Origin of the sequence: Pantoea sp. F_5 (genome assembly GCF_008631595.1) — a bacterium.
Classification (GTDB): domain Bacteria; phylum Pseudomonadota; class Gammaproteobacteria; order Enterobacterales; family Enterobacteriaceae; genus Pantoea; species Pantoea gossypiicola.
On the sequence record NZ_VWUO01000001.1, the window covers coordinates 368645 to 393253 of the forward strand.

Below are 24609 nucleotides of genomic sequence, written 5' to 3' on the forward strand. Positions count from 1 at the left end.
CTTAGCAGAAAAGCGCACTGGCGTGCTGCGCGTCAGACAGGCTACTTTAGCAATCAGCAGAAACGTCGGTTTCTGCCATCCTGAAACGTCTTCTTTCGTCTGTGTTTACCCCGGCTAAATATTCTTGTTTAGCCGGTTTTTTAAAGCCTATGCGAGACCAGGGTGATCACCTGAGTCTCCTGCCACATAAAGTCCGCTTCCAGTAACGTCCCCCTCGCAAAACGCTCACTGAAGTGCTGAGTCAGGCGCAACGTGGCACTTTGCTGCGCGAAATCTACGGACGTCAGTGCCGCATCCAGAAAGTCCATCGGCTGATGCAGTTGTGGCCATAGCGCTTTATATACGCTCTCTTTGAGCGAGAAGAGCAGGGTAGCGGCCGCACTGAAGGAGATGGGCAGTGTCTGCAACAGCTGCTGTTCCTGCTCATTCATCAACAGCGTTGCCGTTTCCTGCGCGGTGGTCTCCGACATGAGCTGCTCGACGTCGACCCCGATAGCACAGGGCTGACGGGTAGCCGCCACCACGACGATACCGGCGCTGTGAGACAGTGACGCCTGAATGCCAGCGGGCCAGCAGGGAGATCGGTCAGGCGCGTTGGTCAGAATGAAATCATCAATGCCCAGTTCTGCCATTACTGACCGGGCAAGCAATCGGCTGGCGAGATATTCCGCACGTCTTTTATTGACCGCCTGCTGCAGTCGGGCGGGCAGCGGAATACGCCATTCGACAGCCAGCGCGTCATGATATTTTTGTGGGTCAAAGTGACTCACTGCCAGCAAAGGATCGCTGTGGTTAAGATGACAGGAAAGGATAAAGCCGCCTGCAACAGGCGGCAGCGGCAGGTCAGGATAGCGCATGCGAAACCATCATCAGAACCTAAAAAGGCATTTAATCAGGCGCGATGGTCCAGGGCAAGCAGTCCGCCGCAATCAGTCGTTGGGAGGAATGGCAAAACTCTTGAGAGAAACAACGAAATGGTGGTGACCCCTGCTGATGCGTGCACCCCGGTCGCACCAGTGGCTCGCCAGACGAAAGAAATCGTCGCTGCCAATGTCATACGCCAGTTCCACTTTGCTAATGCCTGAATGAAGTAACGCTTCTGCATCTTTCAGGCTTTTCGCTTTGATCGCCATAAAAATTATCCGTCAATTTCTGGGAAGTTCAGAGTAGTTATTTTATGTGACATTTTTGTTTCACTTTGATGAAAAAGCGCAGCGGGCGACGACTTTTGTGAAGCGGGTCAGGCTTTTTTGCAAGAGATAACCTGCTGATTTCATGAGGAATGCTAACCCCGTTCGGGATTAATCTGAATGTGAAGCCATGAGACGTCGTAACAGAGAAAGGCCGCGTTAATCGCGGCCCTGTGGGTTACTTTTCGTCTGGCGGAGAAGGTTGCTTATCGCCGGACTCGGGTGCTTCTGTTGGATCGTCTTTTTCGATGAATGTCATGAACTCTCCTCTTGTTACCCACATGCTTTTAAGTATAGGTCGGATTATTGGACGTGCGAGGAAAGTTAAAGTCTGATGACAGAAACGAAAAAAGCAGCCTTTTGGGCTGCTTTTCGGGGAATTTGGTCGGCACGAGAGGATTTGAACCTCCGACCCCGGACACCCCATGACCGTGCGCTACCAGGCTGCGCTACGTGCCGAACACTGGAAGATAAGTCTACTGGTTATCGTCATGAATGCAAGATACCTGCAAACTATTTGCCTGATAATTAATCAGTTAGCGATAAACCGCTTCTCCTCGGTGAGTACCTGCAACAGCAATGCCAGCTCTGGCTTGTGATCTTTCAGCGCGTTGCCCTGGGCATCATAAGCGCGATAGCTGCCGTTGTTGTTAAGTACCAGCGTCACCTGCGGCGTGGTAATAACCAGTTTATTCTCTTCACTGCTGGCGACCCAGTCATGGCGGCGACGCGCTGCAAACAGATCTTCACCCTGCGAGTAATTCACCGGATTGGTGCGCACATGCAGCAGGCGCTGCATCAGCGTTGCCATCACATCCTGGTGATCAGAAAGGCGATCAACAGTCTGCGCGGGGGTATCAGGCCAGTGAATCACTAACGGCACCTGCAATGTCTGGCGGTTTCCGGCACTGTCAGGATTGCCGTCCAGCGCCAGACCACGCTGCGCGGTGATCACCACGACGGTGTTCTTCAGTAAATCACGTGCCTGCAGGCTGTTAAGTACCGCCTGAATCTGTTCATCAACAGCCGGAGCCTGACGCAGATAGCTGCGCTGACGGGCTTTAGCACTGTCGCCGGTCACATCAGGGCCGTTCAGGGCAATCCATGAGAACCAGGGTGCCTGCGAATCCTTCTGTTTCTCCAGCCAGTTCTGCCATTGCGCCACGGTGCTGGCGTTGGACTGACTGTTGGTTGCCGGCAGTGAATAATCGGTCAGTAGTGCCTGTCGGTAGAGTGGCGGATTAAAGCCTTCGGAGGAGAACAGGCCAAACTGATAACCCTGGGTACTCAATGCACCCAGCAGAGCAGACGGCGTCCGGGAGGCCAGAATTCCGTTCATATAGCTGGAGGAGATACCGTAGAACAGGCCGAATAAGCCTTTCTCCGGCGTATCACCCGCGCTGTAGTGCTGCGTGAAACGCACGTTCTCGCTGGCAAACTGATTGAGTTGCGGTAGCGCTTTGGCCAGCGTGGCATTGTTCAGACCATCGACAGTCAGCACCAGCAGGTTATTGCGTGTCCCGGCGTCACGGAACGTAATGTCGCTCAGCGGATACTCCACCGCCAGCGCTTCCGGGTCGCCTTGCTGAATCAGCCGGCGTTGATATTCCTGCGCATCCAGCAATCCGTGACGTTCCAGGAAGCGGCGAGCGGTCATCGGATAGGAGAGGGGCAGATTGGCACGCTGCATGGTAATCGGGCGATAGAAGTTGGCATCAGCCCAGATATACATCAGGTGACTGGCAAAGAAGGCGCTGATAAACAGCGCAGCCACAGGTTTACCAAATGAACGGCGATTGAGGCTGCGGAGCTTCTGCCAGCTCCAGGTCGCAAACAGCATCTCGACCAGGAAAATCAGTGGCACGCTGATAAACATCAGCTGCCAGTCACGCGCCATCTCGCTCTGGTCAGGGTTAATGACCAGCTCCCACACCACCGGATTAAGGTGCAGGTGGAAGCGGCTGAATACCGCACTGTCGACCATCACCAGCGTTAACCCGGCAGTAGCGACCACCGCAGATAACACCCGCATCAGCCGTTGCGACATCACCACAAAGGTCAGCGGGAAGATAATCAGCAGATAGGCGGCAAACACGACAAAACTGAAATGGCCAATCCAGCTGGTATAGGCGTAAATACGCCCCGCCAGCGAAGAAGGCCAGTCGGCGACCAACAGGTAGCGACTGCCTAAAATCAGCGCGAATAAGATATTAAACAGAGCAAACCAGTGCCCCCAACTGATCATCTGGGAGACTTTTTCGCGGTAGCGCTGCCGGTTGGTTACCATATTATGAAGTCAAATCAGCCAATTAATGAGCGTTGTCATCACGCACAGATGCCTGAAGGGCATCGGCGAAAGAGCGTGCCAGAGAACGACGTTGCGCCGGAGCGACATCGCTGTTAATTAAGTTGGTCACCATATTTCCCAGTACCATCAGGGAGAGGTCGGTGGGGGCTTTGTCCTTGTGCAGGATTTGGGCCATTTCCGCGAGGAGTTGTTCCACGCGTTCGTCACTGTAACGTGATGATTGTGCCATATCGTCGTCTAAGCTCATTTCAAAAGGCGATATATTACCGGAACAGCGCACTTTTTACCGCAATTTTATCGAAAGTACCGCGTTCGCTTTCAGCATGGAGTTGAAAGCCGATGCTGGCGGTGTTTGAATACGCGCCTGTGCTAAAAGGAGAGTCTACCATGAGTCTGGATATCGACCAGATTGCCCTGCATCAGTTAATTAAACGCGATGAAAACCAGCTTGAACTGGCGCTGCGCGATTCGCTGCTGCCTGCCACCAACACGGTCAACGCGATGGTGGAGGAGTTACACCGGGTTTACAGCGCAAAAAGCAAAGCCTATGGCCTGTTCAATGCTGAGAGTGAACTGGCAGAAGCGCTGCGTAATTGTCGTAAGGGCAACGATGATTTTCTCGCTTTTAGCCGTGCCGCGACCGGTCGTCTGCGCGATGAGCTGGCAAAATACCCGTTTGCAGAAGGCGGCGTGGTGCTGTTTATTCACTATCGCTATCTGGCGGTGGAGTACCTGCTGATTGCGGTGCTGAACAGCCAGTCCAGCATGCGCGTCAATGAGCAGCTGGATATCAGCAGCACGCATTATCTTGATATCAATCATGCGGACATCGTAGCGCGTATCGACTTAACCGAATGGGAAACCAACCCGGAATCGACCCGTTACCTGACCTTCCTGCGCGGTCGCGTTGGCCGTAAGGTCGCTGACTTCTTTATGGACTTCCTCGGGGCCGAAGTGGGTTTAGACACTAAGGCGCAGAACCGCGGTCTGTTGCAGGCGGTCGACGACTATTGCAATGAATCGGAACTGGATAAGCAGGAGCGGCAGAATTACCGCCAGCAGGTCTACAGTTACTGCAACGAGCAGTTACAGGCGGGCGAGGAGATTGCGCTGGAAGATCTGTCGAGCGAACTGCCTCCGCTGGGCGAAAAAACCTTCCAGGCCTTTACCCAGGAGCAGGGCTACGAACTGGAAGAGAGCTTCCCGGCGGATCGCAGCACGCTGCGCCAGCTGACAAAGTTTGCCGGGAGCGGCGGAGGACTGACCCTGAATTTCGATGCGATGTTGCTGGGCGAACGCATTTTCTGGGATCCGGCCACGGACACCCTGACGATTAAAGGCACACCGCCGAATCTGCGCGATCAGCTCCAGCGCCGCACCAGCAGCAAATAAAAAAGCCGGGCTTAGCCTGGCTTTCATTTCCTGCCCACGGCGATAATCTTCACCTGGCAGCGACAAAATAAAAGGGCCGGTTTCTCAACCGGCCCTTCTGTTTTCAACGTAATTCGCGATTAAGCGCGAACGAAGTCGATATGGAACAGTTTTGGCTTGAACGGGTGACGCTGAACAGCCTGAACTTTCACTTTAGTTTCTTTGCCGTCAACGGACAGGGTCAGCACTTCGTCGTAGAAACCTGGCTTAGCTTGCAGGTTCATTACGGAGTCGTGATCCAGATCGATGGCAACAGCCGCTTCAGAACCACCGTAGATGATGGCCGGGAAACGGTTTGCTGTACGCAGGCGGCGGCTCGCACCCTTACCCTGCTCTTTACGTTCTACTGCATTGATAGTGAACATTAATATATCTCTTTATTTAAATCCTGCTACAGGCGACCCAGTAACAGGCAGGTTATTCAATCCCGCTGATGCACATGCAAAAGCGGGCGGCAGTATAGCCGTTATGCCGGGTGGTAGCAAACGATATACCCGCCCGCCGGGTTCCGGATCGGCTGTGTCGTCCATTAACGCAGCTCATTGGCGCGGCGATAACGACCCTGGTAATCGAACATTTTCTCGCGGATTTGCCAGAACTGGCCTTTGGCACGCGCCACGACAAAGTCGGGATGACGCAGCAGGGGCTGCAACGCCAGCACGTCAGCGGCGGTCTGCCAGCCCAGCGGTACGCCGGGCGCGCGCTGATGCGGACGCATAAAGAGCTGTTCAAACGCTTTACGCTGGGCGGGTGTCTGCAGACGAAACCGTTCGCTGACGCTGGTGCCTTCCTCATCAAAATAGGTTGCCTTCAGCCATTCACCTTTGGCGTCGCGGCCCTGTTCCAGCGTCATACCGCCACAGCGCAGCACCAGTGCATCTTTCAGTTTCAGCGCCGCTTTAAGCATATCGTCCGGATCGACCAGAATTTTGTCGCACTGATGACAGCGCCGGGCGGCAATATCATTCTCTGCGCCACAGTCAGGACAGCTTTTAAAGCGGAAGCGGAAGTCACACTGTTCGCGCCCGCCCTCATCATCTTCCAGCACGCCCTGACAGCGTCGGCCAAAATGCTCAATCACCATGCCATCGGCGGTCGCCTTGCCCCAGAAGGTATTGGCGAAACCGCAGGCGGGACAGAAAACCTGAACCGGCTGATTGTCGCTGGCCCCTTTAGGCGCGCCGACTTCGGGCGTAAAGAGATCGTGCGGATTACCGGCATAATCCAGAATCAGACAGTCGGTTTTACCGGGCGAGAGCCGCAGCCCGCGTCCGACAATCTGCTGGTAGAGGCTCACCGACTCGGTCGGGCGCAGGATCGCAATCAGATCTACGTGCGGGGCATCAAACCCGGTGGTCAGCACCGCCACGTTCACCAGGAATTTCAACTGCTGCGCTTTAAACGCCAGAATCAGGGCATCACGCTCGCGGGCTGGGGTTTCGGCGGAGACCAGTGCGCTGTTTTCAGGCAGCAGCTGCAGAATTTCCCACGCATGCTCTATCGTTGAGGCGAAAATCATTACCCCCAGCCGATCTTCAGCGAACTCCACAATCTGACGGATGATATGGGGCGTCACGCGCTGCTGCTGCTTCAGTTCGCGATTCAGATCGGCTTCGCTGAACAGACCGTTAGACTGTGCCGTCAGGCGGCTGAAATCATACTGTACCACCGGCATATCCAGCCGCTCCGGCGGCACCAGGAACTGATGCTTGATCATATAGCGCAGCGGCAGTTCATAGATGCAGTCGCGGAACAGCGACTTTTCGTCGCCCCGCACCATGCCGTGATAGTGGAACTGATAAATCCAGCCTTTACCCAGTCGGAAGGGCGTGGCGGTCAGGCCGAGTAAACGTAGCTGCGGATTGTGCTGGCGCAGATGATTGAAGATCTGCTGATACTGGCTCTCTTTGTCATCGCCGATGCGGTGACACTCGTCGACGATCACCAAAGAAAAGGCGCTGTCAAACTGGTCGAGGTTGCGCGCCACCGACTGTACGCTGCCAAACACCACTTTGCGCTGGCTCTCTTTGCGCTGCAGGCCGGCGGCAAAGATATCCGCCTCCAGCCCGTAGGCCTGATATTTGCTGTGGTTTTGCGCCACCAGTTCTTTGACGTGCGCCAGCACCAGCACCCGGCCACGCGCCAGCCGTGCCAGCTCGGCAATCACCAGACTCTTTCCGGCACCGGTTGGCAGCACAATAACGGCAGGCTCCTGATGGCGACGGAAATGCGCCACGGTGGCATTCACCGCATCCTGTTGATAGGGGCGTAAGGTAAAAGACATGTTGCTCACTTTTATAAAACTGGGGGTAATTATGCCATGAAAGGGCGGTAAACGCGCTGTCAGGCTGGCGCGGATCACGTTATACTTCCCGCACATTTTCAACGGTTAACCAGGCCGTTTCAGATTCCCTCCGCAGTAACAGGCAAAACGAATTCATGCGACTCGACAAATTCATCTCTCAGCAACTGGAAATCAGCCGCGCTATCGCTCATCGCGAGATCCGTGGACAGCGTGTCACCGTCAACGGTGAAGTGGTGCGTGACACCGCGTTTAAACTGCTGCCCGATCACGAAGTCGCCTACGACGGCAACGTGCTGCAGATGCTCACCGGCCCACGCTACTTTATGCTGAACAAACCGCAGGGCTACGTCTGCTCTACCGACGATCCCGATCATCCGACTATTCTCTATTTCATCGAAGAGCCAATGTCATTCAAACTGCACGCGGCAGGGCGTCTTGATATTGACACCACCGGGCTGGTGCTGCTGACAGATGATGGCCAGTGGTCACACCGCATTACCTCGCCTCGTCATCATTGCGAGAAAACCTATCGCGTCACCCTGGAATCGCCGATCGGTGACGATACGGCCGCGCAGTTTATCGCGGGCGTGCAGCTGCACAATGAGAAGAGCCTGACGAAACCGGCACAGCTGGAGGTGATTACCCCCACAGACGTGCGGCTGACCCTGAGCGAAGGCCGTTATCACCAGGTGAAACGGATGTTTGCAGCCGTCGGTAACCGGGTCATTGAGCTGCATCGCGAGCGTATCGGTGACATTGCGCTGGACGACGATCTGGAACCGGGCGAATACCGGGCGCTGTCGGAAGACGAAATCGCCAGCATCGGTCTGCCAAAAGAGCTGCAGGCAAAATAACCGGGCGGGCCAGGTGGCCCGTACCTGATTCATTCGTGCAGGAGAAGGCGTGCGTAAGGAAAAGAATTCCCCAACAGGATTGGTGGTTATCCTTGGTCTGTTAGCCATGCTGATGCCATTGTCGATCGACATGTATCTGCCTGCGATGCCGCAGATAGCACGGGAATTTGGCGTTTCAGCCGGTAGCGTGCAGATGTCGCTGAACCTCTACATTCTTGGCTTCGCGATCGGCCAGCTTATTTATGGGCCACTGGCAGACAGCTATGGACGTAAGCCGGTAATTGCACTCGGCACCCTGATCTTTGCCTGTGCCGCCGCGGCCTGTGCGTTGTCGCAGAGCATCGACCAGCTGATTCTGATGCGCTTCCTGCACGGGCTGTCGGCTGCCGCAGCCAGTGTGGTGATCAATGCTCTGATGCGTGACAGCTATTCGAAAGAGGACTTCTCCCGCATGATGTCCTTTGTCATGCTGATTACCACCATTGCGCCGCTGCTGGCCCCGATCATCGGCGGCTGGCTGCTGGTGCTCTGGAGCTGGCACGCTATCTTCTGGGCGCTCGCGGGTGCGGCACTGGTGACGACCGTGCTGGTCACCACGCAGATCCGTGAAACCCTGAAGCCGGAGCAGCGGCAGCGGTTTCACCTGCGCACCACGCTGGGCAATTTCGTGACGCTGTTTCGCCACAAACGAGCGTTCAGTTATATGCTGGCGAGCGGCTTCTCTTTTGCCGGGCTGTTTACCTTTCTCAATGCCGGCCCCTTTGTTTACATCGAGTTGAATCACGTTTCACCGCAAAACTTTGGCTACTACTTTGGCCTTAACGTGGTGTTTCTGTTTCTTCTGACGCTGGTTAACAGCCGCGCCGTGCGCCGCTTTGGTCCGGTGGCGATGTTCCGGCTGGGCCTGCTGATACAATTCTGCATGGGGATCTGGCTGCTGATTGTCAGCGCCTTCAGCCTCGGCTTCCTGCCGCTGGTGATGGGGATCGCGCTGTTTATCGGTTGCGTGTCGATGGTCTCATCGAATGCGATGGCGGTAATTCTGGATGAGTTTCCGCACATGGCGGGTACGGCTTCATCCCTGGCGGGCACGCTGCGTTTTGGCGTCGGTGCTTTTGTGGGGGCGTTGCTGTCACTGATAAGTTTTAACAGCGCCTGGCCGATGGTCGGCACTATCGCGCTCTGCGCGACAATCTCTCTGCTGCTCTTCTTCTACGCTTCACGTTCCCATACTGCGTCCCGCTAGCCGGGCGCAGGTTTTTTTCTCCGTAACAGCTGGCTCTGTTAGCCGCCTTTCTGGTTATGTTTCTTTATTGTGAAAATCTTTAGCTAAAAAAGTAATCATAATGCGTCTAAAATGATTGTTAACGGCGTGTGAACGCGGTACATATAGCCAGAAGTGCGATGCGAGTCGCAAAAAATACGCGCGGGCAGACGATTAACACGCGTCCGGACTCAGCGGTTGTCGGTCAGCTTTCAGCGTCGGTTGCTGTGTGTTGCGACATAACTCATTCGGGGAGAGTAAACGATGCTGCAACTTTCAATTGTGCATCGCCTGCCGCAGCGTTTCCGCTGGGCCAGCGATCGCCACAGTGCTATTGAGCCTGATGAAGCTCTGGATGAGCAGGAGTTCGTGGCGTTGCGTCTGATCAGCCACGATGGCATTCCGGCGTGGGAGATCCTGCAGCAGCTGAAAGAGGTGCTGGCAGAGATTCAGGTCGACTGTAAAGTGGCCGAATGTGAAGGGCAGCCCTGCCTGTTTATTCAGCGTCGCGACGAAAGCGCCACTAACTGCTGCCTGAAAAATCAGGGCGTGGCGATTGCGGAAACCTTTATCGCGGGTTGAGTTGCGCCGACTGCAGCAGCTCGCGGGTATAAACAGCCGTCGGTGACGCAAACAACGTTTCACACTCTCCCTGTTCCACTACCTCCCCCTGACGCAGCACGATAAGCTGGTGACACAGGGATCGAACCACATCGAGATCGTGACTGATAAACAGATAGCTGAGCTGACGCTGCTGCTGTAAGCGGCGCAATAGTGTCAGAATCTGTTTCTGCACCGTGCGATCCAGCGATGAGGTGGGCTCATCCAGTATCAGCAGCTCCGGCTCCAGAATCAGTGCGCGTGCGATAGCAATCCGCTGTCGCTGACCGCCAGAGAATTCGGCCGGATAACGATGGCGACTTTCGGCTTCCAGTCCCACTTCCTCCATCACCGCAATCACCCGCTGCGCCTGCTGCGCACTGGTCAGTTCGGGTTGATGCACCGCCAGACCTTCAGCAATAATCTGCTGCACCGTCATACGCGGATTGAGAGAAGAATTCGGGTCCTGAAACACCACCTGAATGCGCTGACGCAACGGCAGAAGTTGCCGGCGCGACAGCTGATGCAGCGGCTGGCTGTCAAACCAGACTTCGCCACGTGAGGCAATCAGCCGCAACAGTGCCAGGCCGGTGGTGCTTTTACCCGACCCGGACTCGCCCACCAGACCCAGACTTTCGCCGCGCCGCAGGCTGAAACTCAGCCCGGAAAGCACCTGCTTTTCACCGGTCTGCCGCCGGAACAGTCCGCGCCGCTGCGCAAAACTGACCTGAAGCTGTTCGACACGAAGAATGACCGGCGCGTCTGCGGGTAGCGGCAACGCTTTTCCTTCCGGCTCGGCGGCCAGCAACTGCTGGCTGTAAGGGTGTTGCGGCTGGTTCAGCAGAATCTGACCGCGATTCTGTTCCACGATGTGACCCTGACGCATCACGCTGACGTTGTCCGCCAGCTGACGCACGATATTCAGGTTATGGGTGATAAACAGCATGCCCATATTCAGCTCCCGCTGCAGTTCGCGAAGCAGCGCCAGAATCTGCGCCTGCACCGTCACATCCAGTGCAGTGGTCGGCTCATCGGCAATCAGCAACTGCGGCTCGGTCAGCAGCGCCATGGCGATCATTACCCGCTGGCGTTCCCCGCCGGAAAGCTGGTGGGGGAAATCGTTGAGCCGGGTGACAGGCTGACGGATACCGACCCGATCAAGCACGCTGAGAATCTCACCGCGTGCTGCCGGACGACGCAGCCCGCGATGCAGCGACAGCACTTCATACAGCTGCTTCTCCACGGTGTGCAGCGGATTCAGCGATACCATCGGCTCCTGAAAAATCATTGCGATCTGGTTACCGCGAATCGCACGCAGACGTTGCTCGCGGGCGCGCAGCAGATCTTCACCGTTAAACAGAATCTCTCCGCGGGGATAAACCACCGCCGCTTCATGCAGCAGTCGCATTACCGACAGCGCCGTGACGCTTTTGCCGGAACCCGACTCGCCCACCAGCGCCAGTGTTTCGCCCGGGTCGATGTATAGTGAAACGTCATCCACGACCTGGCGAAGCTGCTCGCCCTGACGAAAGGCGACCGAGAGATGATTGATGGCAAGCAGTGGTGTCGTCATTCAGGCTCCTTTGCCCGGATCAAAGGCGTCGCGCACCGCTTCGCCGATAAAAATCAGCAGCGACAGCAGGATCGCCAGGGTGAAAAAGCCCGCCAGGCCTAACCAGGGTGCCTGCAGGTTATTTTTGCCCTGCAGCAGCAACTCACCCAGCGAGGGCGAACCCAGCGGCAGACCAAAACCGAGAAAGTCGAGGGAGGTGAGTGTGGTGATCGATCCGCACAAAATAAAGGGCAGAAAGGTCAGGGTAGCCACCATCGCGTTAGGCAGCATGTGACGCAGCATAATCCGGCCATCGCTGACGCCCAGCGCCTGTGCTGCGCGGATGTAATCAAAGTTTCGGGTGCGCAAAAACTCAGCCCGGACCACGCTCACCAGGCTCATCCAGCCGAACGCGACGGTGACCAGCAGCAGCCACCAGAAACCGGGCTGAATGACGCTGGAGAGGAGGATCAGCAGAAACAACGCAGGCATGCCGGACCAGACTTCAATCATCCGCTGCCCAATCAGATCAATTCTGCCGCCGAAATAACCCTGCACCGCGCCAACCACAATTCCGATGACGCTGGACAGGAGCGTCAGCAGTACGCCGAACAGCAGGGAGATGCGCGTGCCATAGAGCAGCCGTGCCAGTACGTCGCCACCGTTGGCGTCCGTACCGAGCCAGTTATGCGCCGAGGGCGGAGAGGGGAAGGGCACCTGGGTGGCAAAATTGATGGTGCTGTCGCTGAAGCGAATCGGTGCCCATAAAGCCCAGCCGTTCTGTGCAATGCGCTGCCGCAGCCAGGGATCCTGATAATCCGCCGCTGTCGCCAGTACGCCGCCATAGTCGGTTTCGCTGTAGTCAAACAGCAGCGGCACCGTCCAGCGCTGCTGATAATGCACCACCAGTGGCTTGTCATTGGCGATCAGTTCGGCACAGAGTGACAGCAGGAAAATGACCAGAAAAATCCACAGCGACCAGTAGCCGCGCCGGTTATGGCGAAAGCGCTGCCAGCGCTGGTGATTCAGTGGAGAGAGCGTCATGAGCGGCTCCCGAAATCGATGCGCGGATCGACCAGCGTATAGGTCAGATCGCTAAGGATATTCATCAGCAAACCGATTAGCGTGAAAATATAGAGCGTGCCAAACATCACCGGATAGTCACGTTGCAGCGTCGCGTCATAACCGAGCAGGCCGAGTCCGTTGAGTGAGAACATCACTTCGATCAGTACTGAACTGGTAAAGAACATGCTGATAAACGTGGCGGGAAAGCTGGCAATCACCAGCAGCATCGCATTGCGAAACACATGGTGATAAAGAATACGGCGCTCCGGCACCCCTTTGGCGCGCGCGGTGACGACATAGAGCTTGCGGATCTCATCCAGAAAGGCGTTTTTCGTCAGCATCGTCAGTGTGGCAAAGCCGCCAATCACCGTTGCCAGTACCGGCAGGGCGATATGCCAGAAGTAATCCAGCACCTTGCCATACCAGGGCAGGGTGTCGTGCTGTGCCGAGGTGAGTCCGCGTAGCGGGAACCAGTCGAGATAGCTGCCACCGGCAAACAGTACGATCAGCATGATGCCGAACAGAAAAGCCGGAATGGAGTAGCCAATGATAATAAACGCGCTGCTCCAGACATCAAAGACACTGCCGTTGCGCACCGCTTTGCGGATCCCCAGCGGGATCGACACCAGATAGATGATCAGGGTGCTCCATAATCCCAGACTGATCGAGACCGGCAGGCTCTCCTTAATCAGCCCGATTACCGAGGCACTGCGAAACAGGCTGTCGCCAAAGTCAAAACGCAGGTAGTTCCACAGCATCTCGCCGTAGCGCTGCCACAGCGGTTTATCGAAGCCGTAACGCTTTTTAATCTCCGCAATCACTTCGGGATCCAACCCGCGCGCGCCACGGTACTGATTATCAGCAGGATTAATATGACTGACGCTGGCGCGTGAACTGGCGCTCTCCGCACCGCTGCCGGGCAGGCCAGTTGTCTGACCAAACTCAATATTTGCCAGCGCCTGATCGACCGGTCCGCCGGGCGCGATTTGCACGATAAAGAAGTTGAGCGTGATGATTGCCCATAAGGTCGGGATAATCAGCAGCAATCTGCGCAGAAAGTATGCGGCCAACGGTCATCTCCTTAGCGTTTGCTGGCCGGCAGGCGTCCGGCTTTGTTTGTGTCGTACCACCAGTTTTCCAGCCCGTTGCTGTAGGCAGGTTTGCGGGCAGGGTGAGAAAACTTATCCCAGTACGCCAGCCGCTGTTCAGCGTTGTACCACATCGGGATCATATACGCATTCCACAGCAGTACCCGATCCAGCGCCTGTGCCAGCGGCCGCAGTGCGGCAGGGTCGCCCTGATGCGCCACAATCTGTTTCACAAAGTGATCGACGATAGGATCTTTGACCCGCGCGGTATTCCACGACGAGGTGATGTAGTCGGAATGCCAGAGAATCTGCAGACTGGAGGTGGGGATCGGCATCGCCCCATAAACGGTGGCGATCATGTCATAGTCGCCTTCACGCAGGCGTCGCAGATACTGCGAGCTGTCGATCTGCCGCAGATCAAGCGTAATGCCGAGCCGTGCAAGGTTGTGCTGCAACGGTAACGCCCATTCGGTACTGGTGCCACCGCGCAGCAGCAGTTCGACCGTAAATGGCTGACCGGTTTTATCGTTAACCAGTCGGCGATGTTTAATCTGCCACCCCGCCTGTTTTAGCAGCTCAAACGCGCTTAACAGACTGGCGCGGTCATAGCCGCTGCCATCGGTTTTGTGTGGCAGGTAAGGCTGGCTGAACAGCGCAGGTGGCAGCTGCGCGCGCCAGGGTTCAAGCAGCGCCCGTTGCTGTGCATCCGGCACCCCGTGGGCAGCATACTCTGTATTCTGGAAATAGCTGCTGGCACGCTGCCAGGCACCGTAATAGAGCGCTTTGTTCATCCACTCGAAATCGAACATCAGTGACAACGCCTGGCGTACCCGGCGATCGTGGAACAGCGGTTTTTCATTGTTGAATGCCAGCCAGCGGGTATCGATAGCGGCTTCATTGGGCGTGGTTTCTTTTACGATGCTGCCATTGTCGAAATTGCGACCACGATACTGGGTCGCCCATTTCTTCGCTGATGTCTCTTCACGCCAGTCGTAAGCACCTGCTTTAAAGGCTTCGAACGCCACATTGTCGTCCAGATAGTAGTCATAGCGCATGCGATCAAAATTAAAGCGTCCACGATTCACCGGCAGATCGGCAGCCCAGTAATCTTTTACGCGGCTAAACTCAATAAACTGGCCCAGCTTCCAGCGCGTGATGCGATAAGGCCCGCTCGACAACGGTGGTGCGCTTAACGGCTCGTTGAACTTCTTATCGCGCCAGAACGACTCGGGGATAATCGGAAACGTCAGTAACCCAAGCAGCAGATCTTTATCCGGTTTCTTTGCCTCGATGCGGACCGTGATATCGTCCAGCGCCCTGACGGTCACGCCACGATAGGCGACGCGGAACTGAGGCACCCCTTCGGTCATAAACTTCTGAAAGGTGAACGCTACGTCGCGGGCGGTGACTGGCGTGCCGTCATGGTATCGGGCGTGCGGATTCAGGCGGATCTCAATCCAGGTAAAATCGCTGGCGTAGCGGGCTGATTCAGCAATCAGTGGATAATAACTGCCCGGTTCATCGTCTGAGCTGGTGTAAAGACCGTCATAAAGCGTGCCGGTGTTGATGCCCGGATTGCCGCGTGAGGCGTAGCGGTTGAAGTTGTCGTAAGTGCCCACCACCGCCAGCGTAATGCTGCCGCTTTTCGGCGCGCGGGGATCAGCGTAATCGTAATGGCTGAAGCCGGGCGGATATTTCGCTTCGCCAGCCTGTGTGAAGGCGAACGTTTGCAGGACTGTGGCAGCCAGCAGCGGGGCGCTGAACAGGCCGCACAGCAGCAGAAATCCCAAGCGAAATAACATGTTCTCTCCTGTTGGATGTCCGGCGCGATTAGGGTCACAGCGTCTCAGGCGTTATGACGCCGGAAATAGTCTATCAGCGTTTCCGGTCGCAGCGGACGGCTGTAAATATAACCCTGCAGATGGGTCACACCTCGATGGATCAGCCAGGCGGCCTGTTCACCGGTTTCTACCCCTTCCGCCACACTTTTCAGATTCAGCTTCTTTGCCAGCTGCAGCACGGTGTCCAGCACCGGCGAGGTCAGGGTTTCTGTGCCGATGCTCTGGACAAAGCCGCGATCAATTTTCAGGTAATCAAACGCATAACGTTCCAGATAGATCAGCGCACTGTGGCCGGTGCCAAAATCATCAATGGCAATATTGATATGCTGCTGATGCAGCCAGTCAAACAGTTCTCCGACGTTTTCGTCGCGTACCATGGCCCGCTCGGTAATCTCAAACACGTAATTAAAATGAGCCGAAGGCATGGTATCAAGCCAGCGCAGTACATCCTGCCGGAAACCGCTGTCAGCCAGATGCAGCGGAGAGATGTTGAGGCTGAGGCAGGCATGACGGGGAATGGTATGACAGAGTTGGTGTGCGTCGCGGGAAACCAGCTGAAACAGATGTCGGGTCAGAGGAATAATCAGGTTCTGCGACTCAGCATACTGAATAAACACATCCGGCGGGATCGGGCCTTCAGTCGGATGGGTCCAGCGCAGTAACGCTTCCATGCCATAAGGCTGACCATCATGGGAGGTGACCAGCGGCTGATATTCAACGTGAAACTCGCCGCGCTTCATGCCCCGAATCAGCTCTTTCCCCGGACGCTGATAAACAGACAACAGCAGCCAGCAGCCGCCGGAAACCAGCAGTGACAGCAGCAGGCTGCACAGCAGGATATTCTGATAATCGCTGAACGCCAGAACAGAACCGAACAATACAAACTGCAGCGGATAGCCTGTCAGCGCCTGCTGGTACAGCGGCGGCGGCAGGCTTTTATTCGCCATCACGCCAGACTGCCAGCTGGTTAAGGCACTCTGCTGCGTCATCAGCGCCATACCGGTAATTTCCGGATGCCCGGAGATCTGTAACTGGTAGAAAGTCAGGCTGATATTCAGCGTCGCGAAGACACCTGACGGCTGGCTGCCAGGGTTTTTAATCCACAGACCCAGCGCGGGTTTATTTGGCTGAAGCGGCGTGCCTGACATGAGCTGCAGATCAATATCGCGTGAGGTATCACTCTGAGGCGAAATCACATTGATCGGCAGACTAAAACTGCCCGTGGCCGAGGAGCAAAAGGCATTGCCATTGTTAACCAGCAGGATGGCGCGCAGATTACCGGCAAACGCGGCGCGTGAGGTCAGTTCACGATTAATGGTATGACAGGCAGTGTGGGTGAACGGAAGCAGGGGACTGAGGGTACTGTTGAGCAGGCTGGAAAGCGTTTGCTGTAATGCTGTGCGGCTGTTCTCCAGCAGTTGCTGATGCTGTCGTTCGCGCTTCTGCCAGGTCTGGTGAAGTGACAGTGCGGCAAACAGAAGAAAGAATACGCCACCAGCCATCGCGCTACTCCATGCGATTCGGCGAGGATAGGTGGCATGGCGTCTTAGCGCCCCCGACAGTGGCATGAGGAACTTCCCCTGATCAAATTATTATTATGTCATTGCACACGACTGCTTCGGTTTAAGCGACCGAGAATATAACGACAGTGTCCGAAATGTCTCGTTATTAATCTGAAATACAATGCTTTTATCTTATAAAGCGGGTGGTGCTAAGAATAAGGCACGAAAAAAAACGCTGCGTAAGCAGCGTTTCATGTTCTCTGGCTGAGAGAAGATCGAAAGTGATAATCAGGTCGGGTTACGACTTAATACACGGCGTCCTTCACGGTAACGCTTTTTCCAGTAATCATCATTGAGACTGGAGATCATGACGCCACTGCTGGTAGAGGCATGAACGAAATTGTCGTTACCCAGATAAATACCTACATGACGACCTGTTGAGCCGGCACGGAACATCACCAGATCGCCAGGACGCAGTTTACTGCGGGTAATCTCTTTACCGGTGTCCTGCTGCTCAGAGGTCGAGCGTGGTAATTCTAAGCCAAACTGATCGCGGAAGGTGCGTTGTACAAAGGCGGAACAATCGATCCCGCGTTTGGTATCGCCACCGAGGCGATAGCGCACACCTTTCCAGACGGCGTATTGTTCCATGATGCGCGACTTAACGTCGACGTTACGCACCATTTCTTCAAACTCATCCTGAGACGCCTGAAGTAAAAAACCATTGTGGTTGTTAACTTCATGATTCTCGTTATTCGCGTTTTGACTGCTATGGGTACTGCTACAAGCTGAGAGGAGTGTGGCCAGCGCCAGTGCGGGCACAATCCGCAATATATATCTCAGTATTGGTTGAGACTTGACCATTATTCGGGTTTTCCTTCGATTTCCTTACGACAAAATTGTCGCCAGCCAGATGACAAAACAGGGAGATTAATAAGCGAAACAGCCTAAGACAAATCCTTAATGACTAAAATGTGTTAATGGACACATTTTAACGGTAAAAAATCCGAATTTTCTGCCGCTGTAGCCTCACTGCGACTGAGGTTAACTGATTACAGACGCCGTGGCGAGTGCTTTTGATCAATTTTATATAGGTTTTTTTGATGTGAAATCAAACCGTAACACACTGACTACAATAGCTACAATTGTGGTGAAATGATGATGAGAACAGGCAGTGAAAGGGGCGTCAATTCAGGGCATAGCCTCGGTTTTTAGCGTTTTCTTTATTGACAGAGGATATCGATGGCTATTTAACCTGCCAGCAGGGTCATAACCTTTTCTTTTCGTGATTTTAATTAGCAGGCTAATAGTGGTGGGCTGTTTTTTATAAGCGCGGACGGTTAAGACCAGGGCGATTAAATCGTCCGCGCTTAACATTTACGTCACGGGCTTATATTTACCCGGTAATTTGCGATAAAACCAGTTAACCAGCACGTCACTGGCCGGCGTTAATAACCACCAGCTCAGCCCCACTAAAATCACTGACATTGAACCGACAGCAATATCGGTAAACCAGTGTGCACCCGCCATGACGCGCGGCAGTGAAAATATCACCACAATAGCGGCCGCAATTAAAAAGCGGTTGAAACCAAAATACCGCCAGATAAAGCAGGCGAAAATAATCAGCATCATACCGTGGTCGCCAGGGAAGCTGTCTTTCGAGGCATCTTTAGCAGGGATACCGGTCAGTTCGCTGACGCGATGCACGTTCTCAAAGAACAGCGTCGGACTAGAGTGCTTCACCGGCAACAGATGACCCAGCTGATTGAGCACTACGGCGGTGAGCAGCATAGTGATACCAATAGCCAGCATCCGCCGCTGCGCCTGTGGCGTTTCACGTCGCCAGATCGACAGATAAAGCAAGCCCATTGCCAGCAATGACACCGCATCAAAACCGCGAAAATTGGTGATAGCAACGATCAGTGCGAACAGCGGATGGCTCACCATCTGATTATTAAAGCCATAGAAAATAGCCTTATCGATGCCGAACCAGAAACCATGTTCTGGCGGCAGGTACCACGAAAGAAAAAGCACTACGCCCAGTGCATTAAGTAGCAGGATAGTAATAAGGCGGGTTGCGCGCATAATCAGAACTCATTTAAAAAATAACCGCCGACAATACCTGTGTTAGCGTAAACGGCACTTCAACAACGTCGATTGTAGCCGATTCCAGTCAGCCTGCTGAGAATGAATGATCTCAATACGGCTATCGGGTGGCGGTGTAGCGAGGCTTTCACTCTGCAACGCTTTTGCCTGGCAGTTAATACGCATTGTGCCTTCTGGCGTGCGCATCACACCTTTAATACGATCGACCGCTGCCTGCCGCACCCATTCCAGCAGCGCACCGCTGTCGAACAGCGTAGCAGCATCAAAGAGCCAGCCGCAGGCGCTGTAACCCTGGCCGTGATTTAGTGCCCGACGCCAGCGCGCTTCGCCATCCAGACGTAACGCCGCCAGACCGCTGGTGGGGGTAGCCGGATGATGATGATGTGGCAGAGGGAGATCGCGGGGCTGATACGGCATATCAAGCAGGGAAAGGGGGACCTGACCAAATTCTGTCTGTATTAATGGACGCGGAGGCTGCATCTGCTGCTGCCAGTCGGCCAGGCGCTGACGGTCCGCCTCATCCCAGCAATCACGCTTGTTGGCGATAATCATATCGGCAGCAGCAAGCTGATCGCGGAAGTTTTCATTGGCAACGATGCGAGGATCGGCCAGCTGACGCGCATCCAGCAGCGTCAGGGTGGCATTGAGTTGCAACCACGCCTGATAAAATGGCGCGCTTAACATCTGCAACACCTGACGCGGATGACCCAGGCCGGTTGGCTCGATCAGCAGCCGATCGGGTTTGCTCCTGAGGAGCATATTCAGCCCGACCTGCATCGGCAGGCCATTAACGCAGCACAGGCAGCCGCCGGGGATCTCTTTCAGCGTGGCACCGCGATCGGCCAGCAGGGCGCCGTCGATCCCAATCTCACCAAATTCGTTGACCAGCACTGCCCACTTTTCCCCGGCGGGCCTGGCTGCCAGCAGATGGCAGAGCAGCGTGGTTTTGCCGCTCCCCAGAAAACCGGTAATCAGATTAACGCGTGTCATAGGGCGGACTCCTGCCAGAGAATAGCGTGATAATGTAATACTATAACATTATCACGATGAGCAGCAGGTCAGTGGTTAGTCTGCACGACCCATGTAGCGGCGTTCAGCGATATGGATACGGATGCGATCGCCGTTGCTAAGGTATTCCGGTACCTGAATAGAGAGGCCCGTGCTCATGCCGGCCGGTTTAGTTCGGGCGCTGGCAGAGGCACCTTTAATGCCGGGTGAGGTATCCACGATTTCCATGTCTACGGTTTGTGGCAGTTCCAGTGCCAGCACCTGACCTTCCATTGTCAGTACATGAATGCCAGGGATGCCGCCTTCAGGGATAAACAGCAGCTCTTCTTCAATCTGCTCCTGTTTAAAGGAGTAGGGGGTGTAATCCTCATCATCCATAAAGATGTATTCGTCACCATCTATATAAGAGAAGGTCACGCTGCGGCGGCTGAGCGAAATGGCATCAATGATCTCGTCGCCCTTAAAGCGCTCTTCAACTTTTAAACCGGTGCGGACATCGGTAAAGCGCATTTTATACAGGGTGGCGGCACCGCGTGCGCTGGGGCTCTGGACATCAATGTCCTTAACCAGCAGCAGTTTACCGTTGTGTGTGACGGCCATCCCTTTTTTGATTTCATTGGCTTTTGGCATTGCTGTTCTCGCTATCAAGAGAGTGAAGTGCGCGCAACGTTACTCGCGCCGGTGAAAACTGGCAATATCGCGGGTGCGAAATTTTGTGTCAGGCCGCAGCTTTCATGGTAATAAGCGCGGTGGACTGCTATTGTCGCCGCGACTTTCTCTGTCGGAGCACAGCATGCAATGCCGTAGCCCGTACGGTGCCTGTTGCACAGCGCCTTCGAGCTCTTCACCGATTCATGGCATGCCTGACGGTGAATGATTAAGTCAGAAAGTTATGAGGTGAGGAGCGCAGTGTCGATCCCTCTAAGGTTCTGTTACTGTCTGTTGTATTCTCAAGGTCGAGTGAGAGGTGTTAATGCAGTGTCGTATTGATTGTGGTGCATGCTGCATCGCGCCCTCAATCTCAAGCCCAATTCCTGGAATGCCACAGGGTAAACCGGCTAATGTCCGATGTATTCAGTTATCGGATGAAAATTTGTGCATGATTTTTGGTTCAGATTTAAGGCCGAAAGTATGCGGAAGTCTGCAACCCTCTACTGACATGTGTCTTACAGACCGCGCCTCAGCCATGACCTACCTGATTGAGCTTGAAGCCAGCACAAGCGCCTGAGAACCGGTCCACGGCTTAGACTGAATCCAGGCGCTTATTTGACCCAGTCTTCCAGCTGCAATCCGGGTACCCGTTGAAACTCGCGTGTGTTATTGGTCACCAGAATAGCCCTGGCCGCAATGGCATGCCCGGCAATCGCAGTGTCGTTAGGACCAATCGGCGTTCCGGCAGCAGCCAGCGCTGCTTTGATTTCAGTGGTTGCATCTACCGCTGCACGGTCCCATGAAAGTACAGTATCAAGCCGTGCGCAGAATGCATCTACCAAATGCATATGCCGCGGTGAAGCTTTCTTTCCAATCGCACCGAAACGCATTTCAGCATAAGTAATTGCAGAGACCACAATCCGGTGGTTACGTAGCACTGCCTGTTCCAGTCGCCGGATGACTTCTTCAGGCTGCTCACGCATAATAAATGAGCAGATATTAGTGTCGAGCATGTAAGTGTTGTTCACAGGTCAAAACGTCCCTCATCGCTGATAACGTCTTCACGCTCTGTCATGAAGTCAGAATCAGCTTTCTCAAGCTGGGTAAATGAACGCCATGTGGGTCTGACAGGACGCAGAATAATAGCATCTCCTTCCCTGATAATTTCCAGCTCGCTCACTCCCTCAAAGTCCATGTCGCGAGGCAGGCGAATGGCGCGATTATTGCCATTTTTGAATACAGAGACGATTCTCATGTTGGACGTTCCTCTTTAGAAATCTGGCCCGAACACAGGCGTCAGTAATAGCCTGGATGAACGTAGTGACTCAGTTTATGCCAACGCTCAGTGAATGTATAGGTCAGGCATATGTTGCTGCTGCGAATGTCATCACACAGGCCGGTACAAAAATACTTAGGCACACCGCCCATGCGGCAACTCCCGCCATCAGGCGATGACATATCTGCTGCAACCTGAAGCGGATACCGCGCCCTGAGACGCTGACGCTGCTGAAATTTCTGGCCCGGTAATCTTTGGTTTACAGCAGCCGCGTCAGCCTGTTCACTTTTTATTCCCCTTAACCACCCCGAAATGTGCGTAACGTCAAAAATCTGTTACGCCATTTGCGCATTTTCTTGCCTCCGGAAAGTAGCTGTACCACAATCCCTGAAACGTTTCAGCGGTGACTGCGCCACCTGTTTTCAACAGCATGGCGTAAAAAAATCCCCACTGGCTGAAACGATTCAATCTCAGCAAGCGAGGAGAATTATGTTCCAGCTCGAATTGCAGGCCATCCATACCGGAGCCAGCGCCCAGAACAAAGAAGAGGCCATTCGTCAGGTCGCTGCCGCGTTAACCGCTGCAGGCAATGTGACGGAAGGCTACGTCAACGGCATGCTGGCGCGCGAACAGCAGACATCCACTTTTCTTGGCAACGGCATCGCCATCCCTCATGGCACCACCGATACCCGCGATCTGGTGCTGAAAACCGGTGTTCAGGTGTTTCAGTTCCCGCAGGGCATTGCCTGGGGCGACGATCAGACCGCCTATGTCGCGATCGGGATTGCTGCTAAATCAGATGAACATCTGGCGCTGCTGCGTCAGCTGACGCACGTTCTGAGCGATGACTCCATTGCCGAACAGCTAAAAACCGCCTCTGCTGAAGATCTTCGTGCGTTACTGATGGGCGAGAAACAAGCCGCTGAATTCAGCTTCGACACTTCATTAATTACGCTGAACGTAGCCGCCAGCGATCTGATCACCCTCCAGGCGATGAACGCCGGTCGGCTGCAGTCCGCGGGCGTGGTGGATGCCAGCTATGTCGCAGACGTGGTCTCAACGACGCCGCTGAATCTGGGGCAGGGCATCTGGCTCAGCGACAGCAGCCTCGGCAACCTGCGCAGCGGCGTGGCTATCAGCCGCGCTGAACATGCCTTCGACCATCAGGGCGAACAAGCTTCACTGTTAATCAGCGTGTCGGCGACCGATGAGCGTCCGCTTGAAGTGCTGGGTTACCTCAGCGCATTACTGCAGCAGGGCAAAGCCGATCGTCTGCTGAAAGCCGATGCGGCAGGCGTCTACGCGCTGCTGACCAGCGAAGTCGATGAGCAGGCTGAGGTACTGACCGCCGAATACACCATCCGTAACGAACATGGTCTGCATGCCCGTCCGGGTACCGCACTGGTCAGCGTGATCAAGCAGTTCAACAGTGACATCACCGTGACCAACCTGGACGGCAGTGGTAAACCTGCCAATGGCCGCAGCCTGATGAAAGTGGTTGCGCTGGGCGTGAAGAAAGGCCATCGCCTGCGCTTCACCGCCAGCGGTGACGATGCACAGCAGGCGCTGAACGCCATTGAAGAAGCGATCACCAGCGGTCTGGGTGAGGGGGCATCATGAGCAGACGCGTCGCCACCATCACGCTGAATCCGGCGTATGACCTGGTGGGCTATACCCCTGAAATTGAACGCGGCGAAGTCAATCTGGTGAAAACTACCGGCCTGCATGCGGCGGGCAAGGGCATCAACGTCGCTAAGGTCCTGAAAGATCTGGGTATCGATGTCACTGTGGGTGGCTTCCTGGGTAAAGAGAATCAGGATGGGTTCCAGCAGCTGTTCAGCGAGCTGGGCATTGCTAACCGTTTCCAGGTGGTGCCGGGCCGTACCCGTATCAACGTTAAACTCACAGAACAGACCGGCGACGTGACCGATCTGAATTTCTCCGGTTTTCAGGTCACCGCTCAGGACTGGGATCGTTTTACCACCGACTCGCTGACCTGGCTGGGCCAGTTCGATATGGTCTGCGTCAGCGGTAGCCTGCCGGAAGGTGTCGATCACGATGCCTTTACCCGCTGGATGACCGAACTGCGCACTCATTGCCCTTGCATCATTTTTGACAGCAGCCGCGAGGCGCTGGTGGCAGGACTCAAAGCCGCACCGTGGCTGGTTAAACCTAACCGCCGTGAGCTGGAAATCTGGGCTGGTCGCAAACTGCCTGGTCTGCAGGATGTGATTGGCGCGGCGCACGAACTGCGCGAGCAGGGCATCGCCCATGTGGTGATTTCGCTGGGCGCAGAAGGCGCGCTGTGGGTCAACGCCTCCGGTGAATGGATTGCTAAACCGCCGGTGTGTGAAGTCGTCAGCACCGTGGGTGCCGGTGATTCCATGGTTGGCGGCCTGATTTATGGCCTGCTGATGCGCGAATCCAGCGAACACACGTTGCGTCTTGCGACGGCCGTGGCGGCGATGGCCGTCAGCCAGAGCAATGTCGGCGTTTCCGATCGTACTCAGTTGGCCGCAATGATGGCGCGCGTCGACTTACAACCCGTTAACTGACAGCAGGAGAGCG

24 protein-coding genes and 1 tRNA gene are annotated in these 24609 nt (G+C 55.1%); 7 read left to right on the forward strand and 18 right to left on the reverse strand.

The window, feature by feature from the left end; translation table 11 throughout:
* Positions 1-140: 140 nt before the first annotated feature.
* From F3I44_RS01705 to F3I44_RS01725, 5 genes are all read right to left on the reverse strand, one after another.
* Positions 141-857 (reverse strand): 4'-phosphopantetheinyl transferase, encoded by a 717-nt coding sequence (locus F3I44_RS01705; RefSeq protein ID WP_150010494.1) that lies wholly within the window; start codon positions 855-857, stop codon positions 141-143.
* Positions 858-929: 72 nt separating this feature from the next.
* Positions 930-1133: a hypothetical protein gene (locus tag F3I44_RS01710; protein ID WP_003854174.1), complete on the reverse strand. Its 204-nt coding sequence runs from the start codon at positions 1131-1133 to the stop codon at positions 930-932.
* Between the two features lie 439 nt (positions 1134-1572).
* A tRNA-Pro gene (locus F3I44_RS01715) sits at positions 1573-1649 on the reverse strand.
* A gap of 73 nt (positions 1650-1722) precedes the next feature.
* Positions 1723-3477 (reverse strand): LPS biosynthesis-modulating metalloenzyme YejM, encoded by a 1755-nt coding sequence (gene yejM, locus F3I44_RS01720; protein ID WP_150010492.1) that lies wholly within the window; start codon positions 3475-3477, stop codon positions 1723-1725.
* A 22-nt stretch (positions 3478-3499) separates the two neighbouring features.
* Positions 3500-3727, reverse strand: coding sequence for a YejL family protein (locus F3I44_RS01725; RefSeq protein ID WP_010248348.1), 228 nt, complete (start codon positions 3725-3727; stop codon positions 3500-3502).
* 158 nt (positions 3728-3885) lie between these two features.
* On the opposite strand from F3I44_RS01725, the gene yejK reads away from it, so the two are divergent.
* The gene (yejK, locus tag F3I44_RS01730; protein WP_013358541.1) at positions 3886-4890 is read left to right on the forward strand and encodes a nucleoid-associated protein YejK; all 1005 of its coding nucleotides are present in this window, start codon (positions 3886-3888) and stop codon (positions 4888-4890) included.
* 119 nt (positions 4891-5009) lie between these two features.
* On the opposite strand, the gene rplY is transcribed toward yejK, so the two are convergent.
* Together rplY and F3I44_RS01740 are read right to left on the reverse strand one after the other, a co-directional pair.
* Positions 5010-5294, reverse strand: a complete 285-nt coding sequence (rplY, locus tag F3I44_RS01735; RefSeq protein ID WP_098052785.1) for a 50S ribosomal protein L25 — start codon at positions 5292-5294, stop codon at positions 5010-5012.
* A gap of 164 nt (positions 5295-5458) precedes the next feature.
* Positions 5459-7213: a DEAD/DEAH box helicase gene (locus F3I44_RS01740; protein WP_150010490.1), complete on the reverse strand. Its 1755-nt coding sequence runs from the start codon at positions 7211-7213 to the stop codon at positions 5459-5461.
* Between the two features lie 155 nt (positions 7214-7368).
* On the opposite strand from F3I44_RS01740, the gene rsuA reads away from it, so the two are divergent.
* The 3 genes from rsuA (at position 7369) to F3I44_RS01755 (ending at position 9934) form a co-directional block, all read left to right on the forward strand.
* Positions 7369-8088 (forward strand): 16S rRNA pseudouridine(516) synthase RsuA, encoded by a 720-nt coding sequence (rsuA, locus tag F3I44_RS01745; RefSeq protein ID WP_150010488.1) that lies wholly within the window; start codon positions 7369-7371, stop codon positions 8086-8088.
* A gap of 49 nt (positions 8089-8137) precedes the next feature.
* Entirely contained in the window at positions 8138-9334 is a 1197-nt protein-coding gene (locus F3I44_RS01750; RefSeq protein ID WP_150010486.1) for a Bcr/CflA family multidrug efflux MFS transporter, read from the forward strand.
* 282 nt (positions 9335-9616) lie between these two features.
* Positions 9617-9934 (forward strand): hypothetical protein, encoded by a 318-nt coding sequence (locus F3I44_RS01755; RefSeq protein WP_150010484.1) that lies wholly within the window; start codon positions 9617-9619, stop codon positions 9932-9934.
* Here F3I44_RS01755 and yejF read toward each other — a convergent pair.
* The 9 genes from yejF to yeiP form a co-directional block, all read right to left on the reverse strand.
* Entirely contained in the window at positions 9921-11525 is a 1605-nt protein-coding gene (gene yejF, locus F3I44_RS01760) for a microcin C ABC transporter ATP-binding protein YejF (protein ID WP_150010482.1), read from the reverse strand. The two genes, F3I44_RS01755 and yejF, sit on opposite strands and share 14 nt — an antisense overlap.
* Positions 11526-12548, reverse strand: coding sequence for an ABC transporter permease (locus F3I44_RS01765; protein WP_150010480.1), 1023 nt, complete (start codon positions 12546-12548; stop codon positions 11526-11528).
* Positions 12545-13639 carry a microcin C ABC transporter permease YejB gene (locus F3I44_RS01770; protein WP_150010478.1) on the reverse strand — a complete coding sequence of 365 codons (1095 nt, stop codon included), beginning with the start codon at positions 13637-13639 and terminating at the stop codon, positions 12545-12547. Before F3I44_RS01770 ends, F3I44_RS01765 begins: the two co-directional genes overlap by 4 nt.
* Positions 13640-13650: 11 nt before the next feature.
* On the reverse strand, positions 13651-15459 hold the full coding sequence (locus tag F3I44_RS01775; protein WP_150010476.1) for an extracellular solute-binding protein: 1809 nt from the start codon (positions 15457-15459) through the stop codon (positions 13651-13653).
* Between the two features lie 44 nt (positions 15460-15503).
* A complete protein-coding gene (locus tag F3I44_RS01780) occupies positions 15504-17066 on the reverse strand; it encodes a cyclic di-GMP phosphodiesterase (protein WP_190285898.1) in 1563 nt (520 codons plus the stop codon).
* A 222-nt stretch (positions 17067-17288) separates the two neighbouring features.
* Positions 17289-17864, reverse strand: a complete 576-nt coding sequence (gene mepS, locus F3I44_RS01785; RefSeq protein ID WP_013358530.1) for a bifunctional murein DD-endopeptidase/murein LD-carboxypeptidase — start codon at positions 17862-17864, stop codon at positions 17289-17291.
* A 513-nt stretch (positions 17865-18377) separates the two neighbouring features.
* Entirely contained in the window at positions 18378-19085 is a 708-nt protein-coding gene (locus tag F3I44_RS01790; protein WP_150010474.1) for a phosphatase PAP2 family protein, read from the reverse strand.
* Between the two features lie 42 nt (positions 19086-19127).
* A complete protein-coding gene (locus F3I44_RS01795; RefSeq protein WP_150010472.1) occupies positions 19128-20096 on the reverse strand; it encodes a GTP-binding protein in 969 nt (322 codons plus the stop codon).
* Between the two features lie 75 nt (positions 20097-20171).
* The gene (yeiP, locus tag F3I44_RS01800; protein ID WP_003854146.1) at positions 20172-20744 is read right to left on the reverse strand and encodes an elongation factor P-like protein YeiP; all 573 of its coding nucleotides are present in this window, start codon (positions 20742-20744) and stop codon (positions 20172-20174) included.
* Positions 20745-21087: 343 nt separating this feature from the next.
* Between yeiP and F3I44_RS01810 the strand changes: the two genes are divergently transcribed.
* Entirely contained in the window at positions 21088-21342 is a 255-nt protein-coding gene (locus F3I44_RS01810; protein ID WP_150010470.1) for a YkgJ family cysteine cluster protein, read from the forward strand.
* A 34-nt stretch (positions 21343-21376) separates the two neighbouring features.
* Here the strand turns inward: F3I44_RS01810 and F3I44_RS01815 are convergent, their stop codons facing one another.
* Both F3I44_RS01815 and vapB read right to left on the reverse strand, forming a co-directional pair.
* A complete protein-coding gene (locus F3I44_RS01815; protein WP_150010468.1) occupies positions 21377-21793 on the reverse strand; it encodes a type II toxin-antitoxin system VapC family toxin in 417 nt (138 codons plus the stop codon).
* The gene (gene vapB, locus F3I44_RS01820) at positions 21790-22020 is read right to left on the reverse strand and encodes a type II toxin-antitoxin system VapB family antitoxin (protein WP_150010466.1); all 231 of its coding nucleotides are present in this window, start codon (positions 22018-22020) and stop codon (positions 21790-21792) included. Before vapB ends, F3I44_RS01815 begins: the two co-directional genes overlap by 4 nt.
* A gap of 510 nt (positions 22021-22530) precedes the next feature.
* Between vapB and fruB the strand changes: the two genes are divergently transcribed.
* Both fruB and fruK read left to right on the forward strand, forming a co-directional pair.
* Positions 22531-23661, forward strand: a complete 1131-nt coding sequence (gene fruB, locus F3I44_RS01825) for a fused PTS fructose transporter subunit IIA/HPr protein (protein WP_150010464.1) — start codon at positions 22531-22533, stop codon at positions 23659-23661.
* Positions 23658-24596: a 1-phosphofructokinase gene (gene fruK / locus F3I44_RS01830; RefSeq protein ID WP_150010462.1), complete on the forward strand. Its 939-nt coding sequence runs from the start codon at positions 23658-23660 to the stop codon at positions 24594-24596. The genes fruB and fruK overlap by 4 nt, the downstream gene beginning before the upstream one ends.
* The last annotated feature ends 13 nt before the right edge of the window (positions 24597-24609 follow it).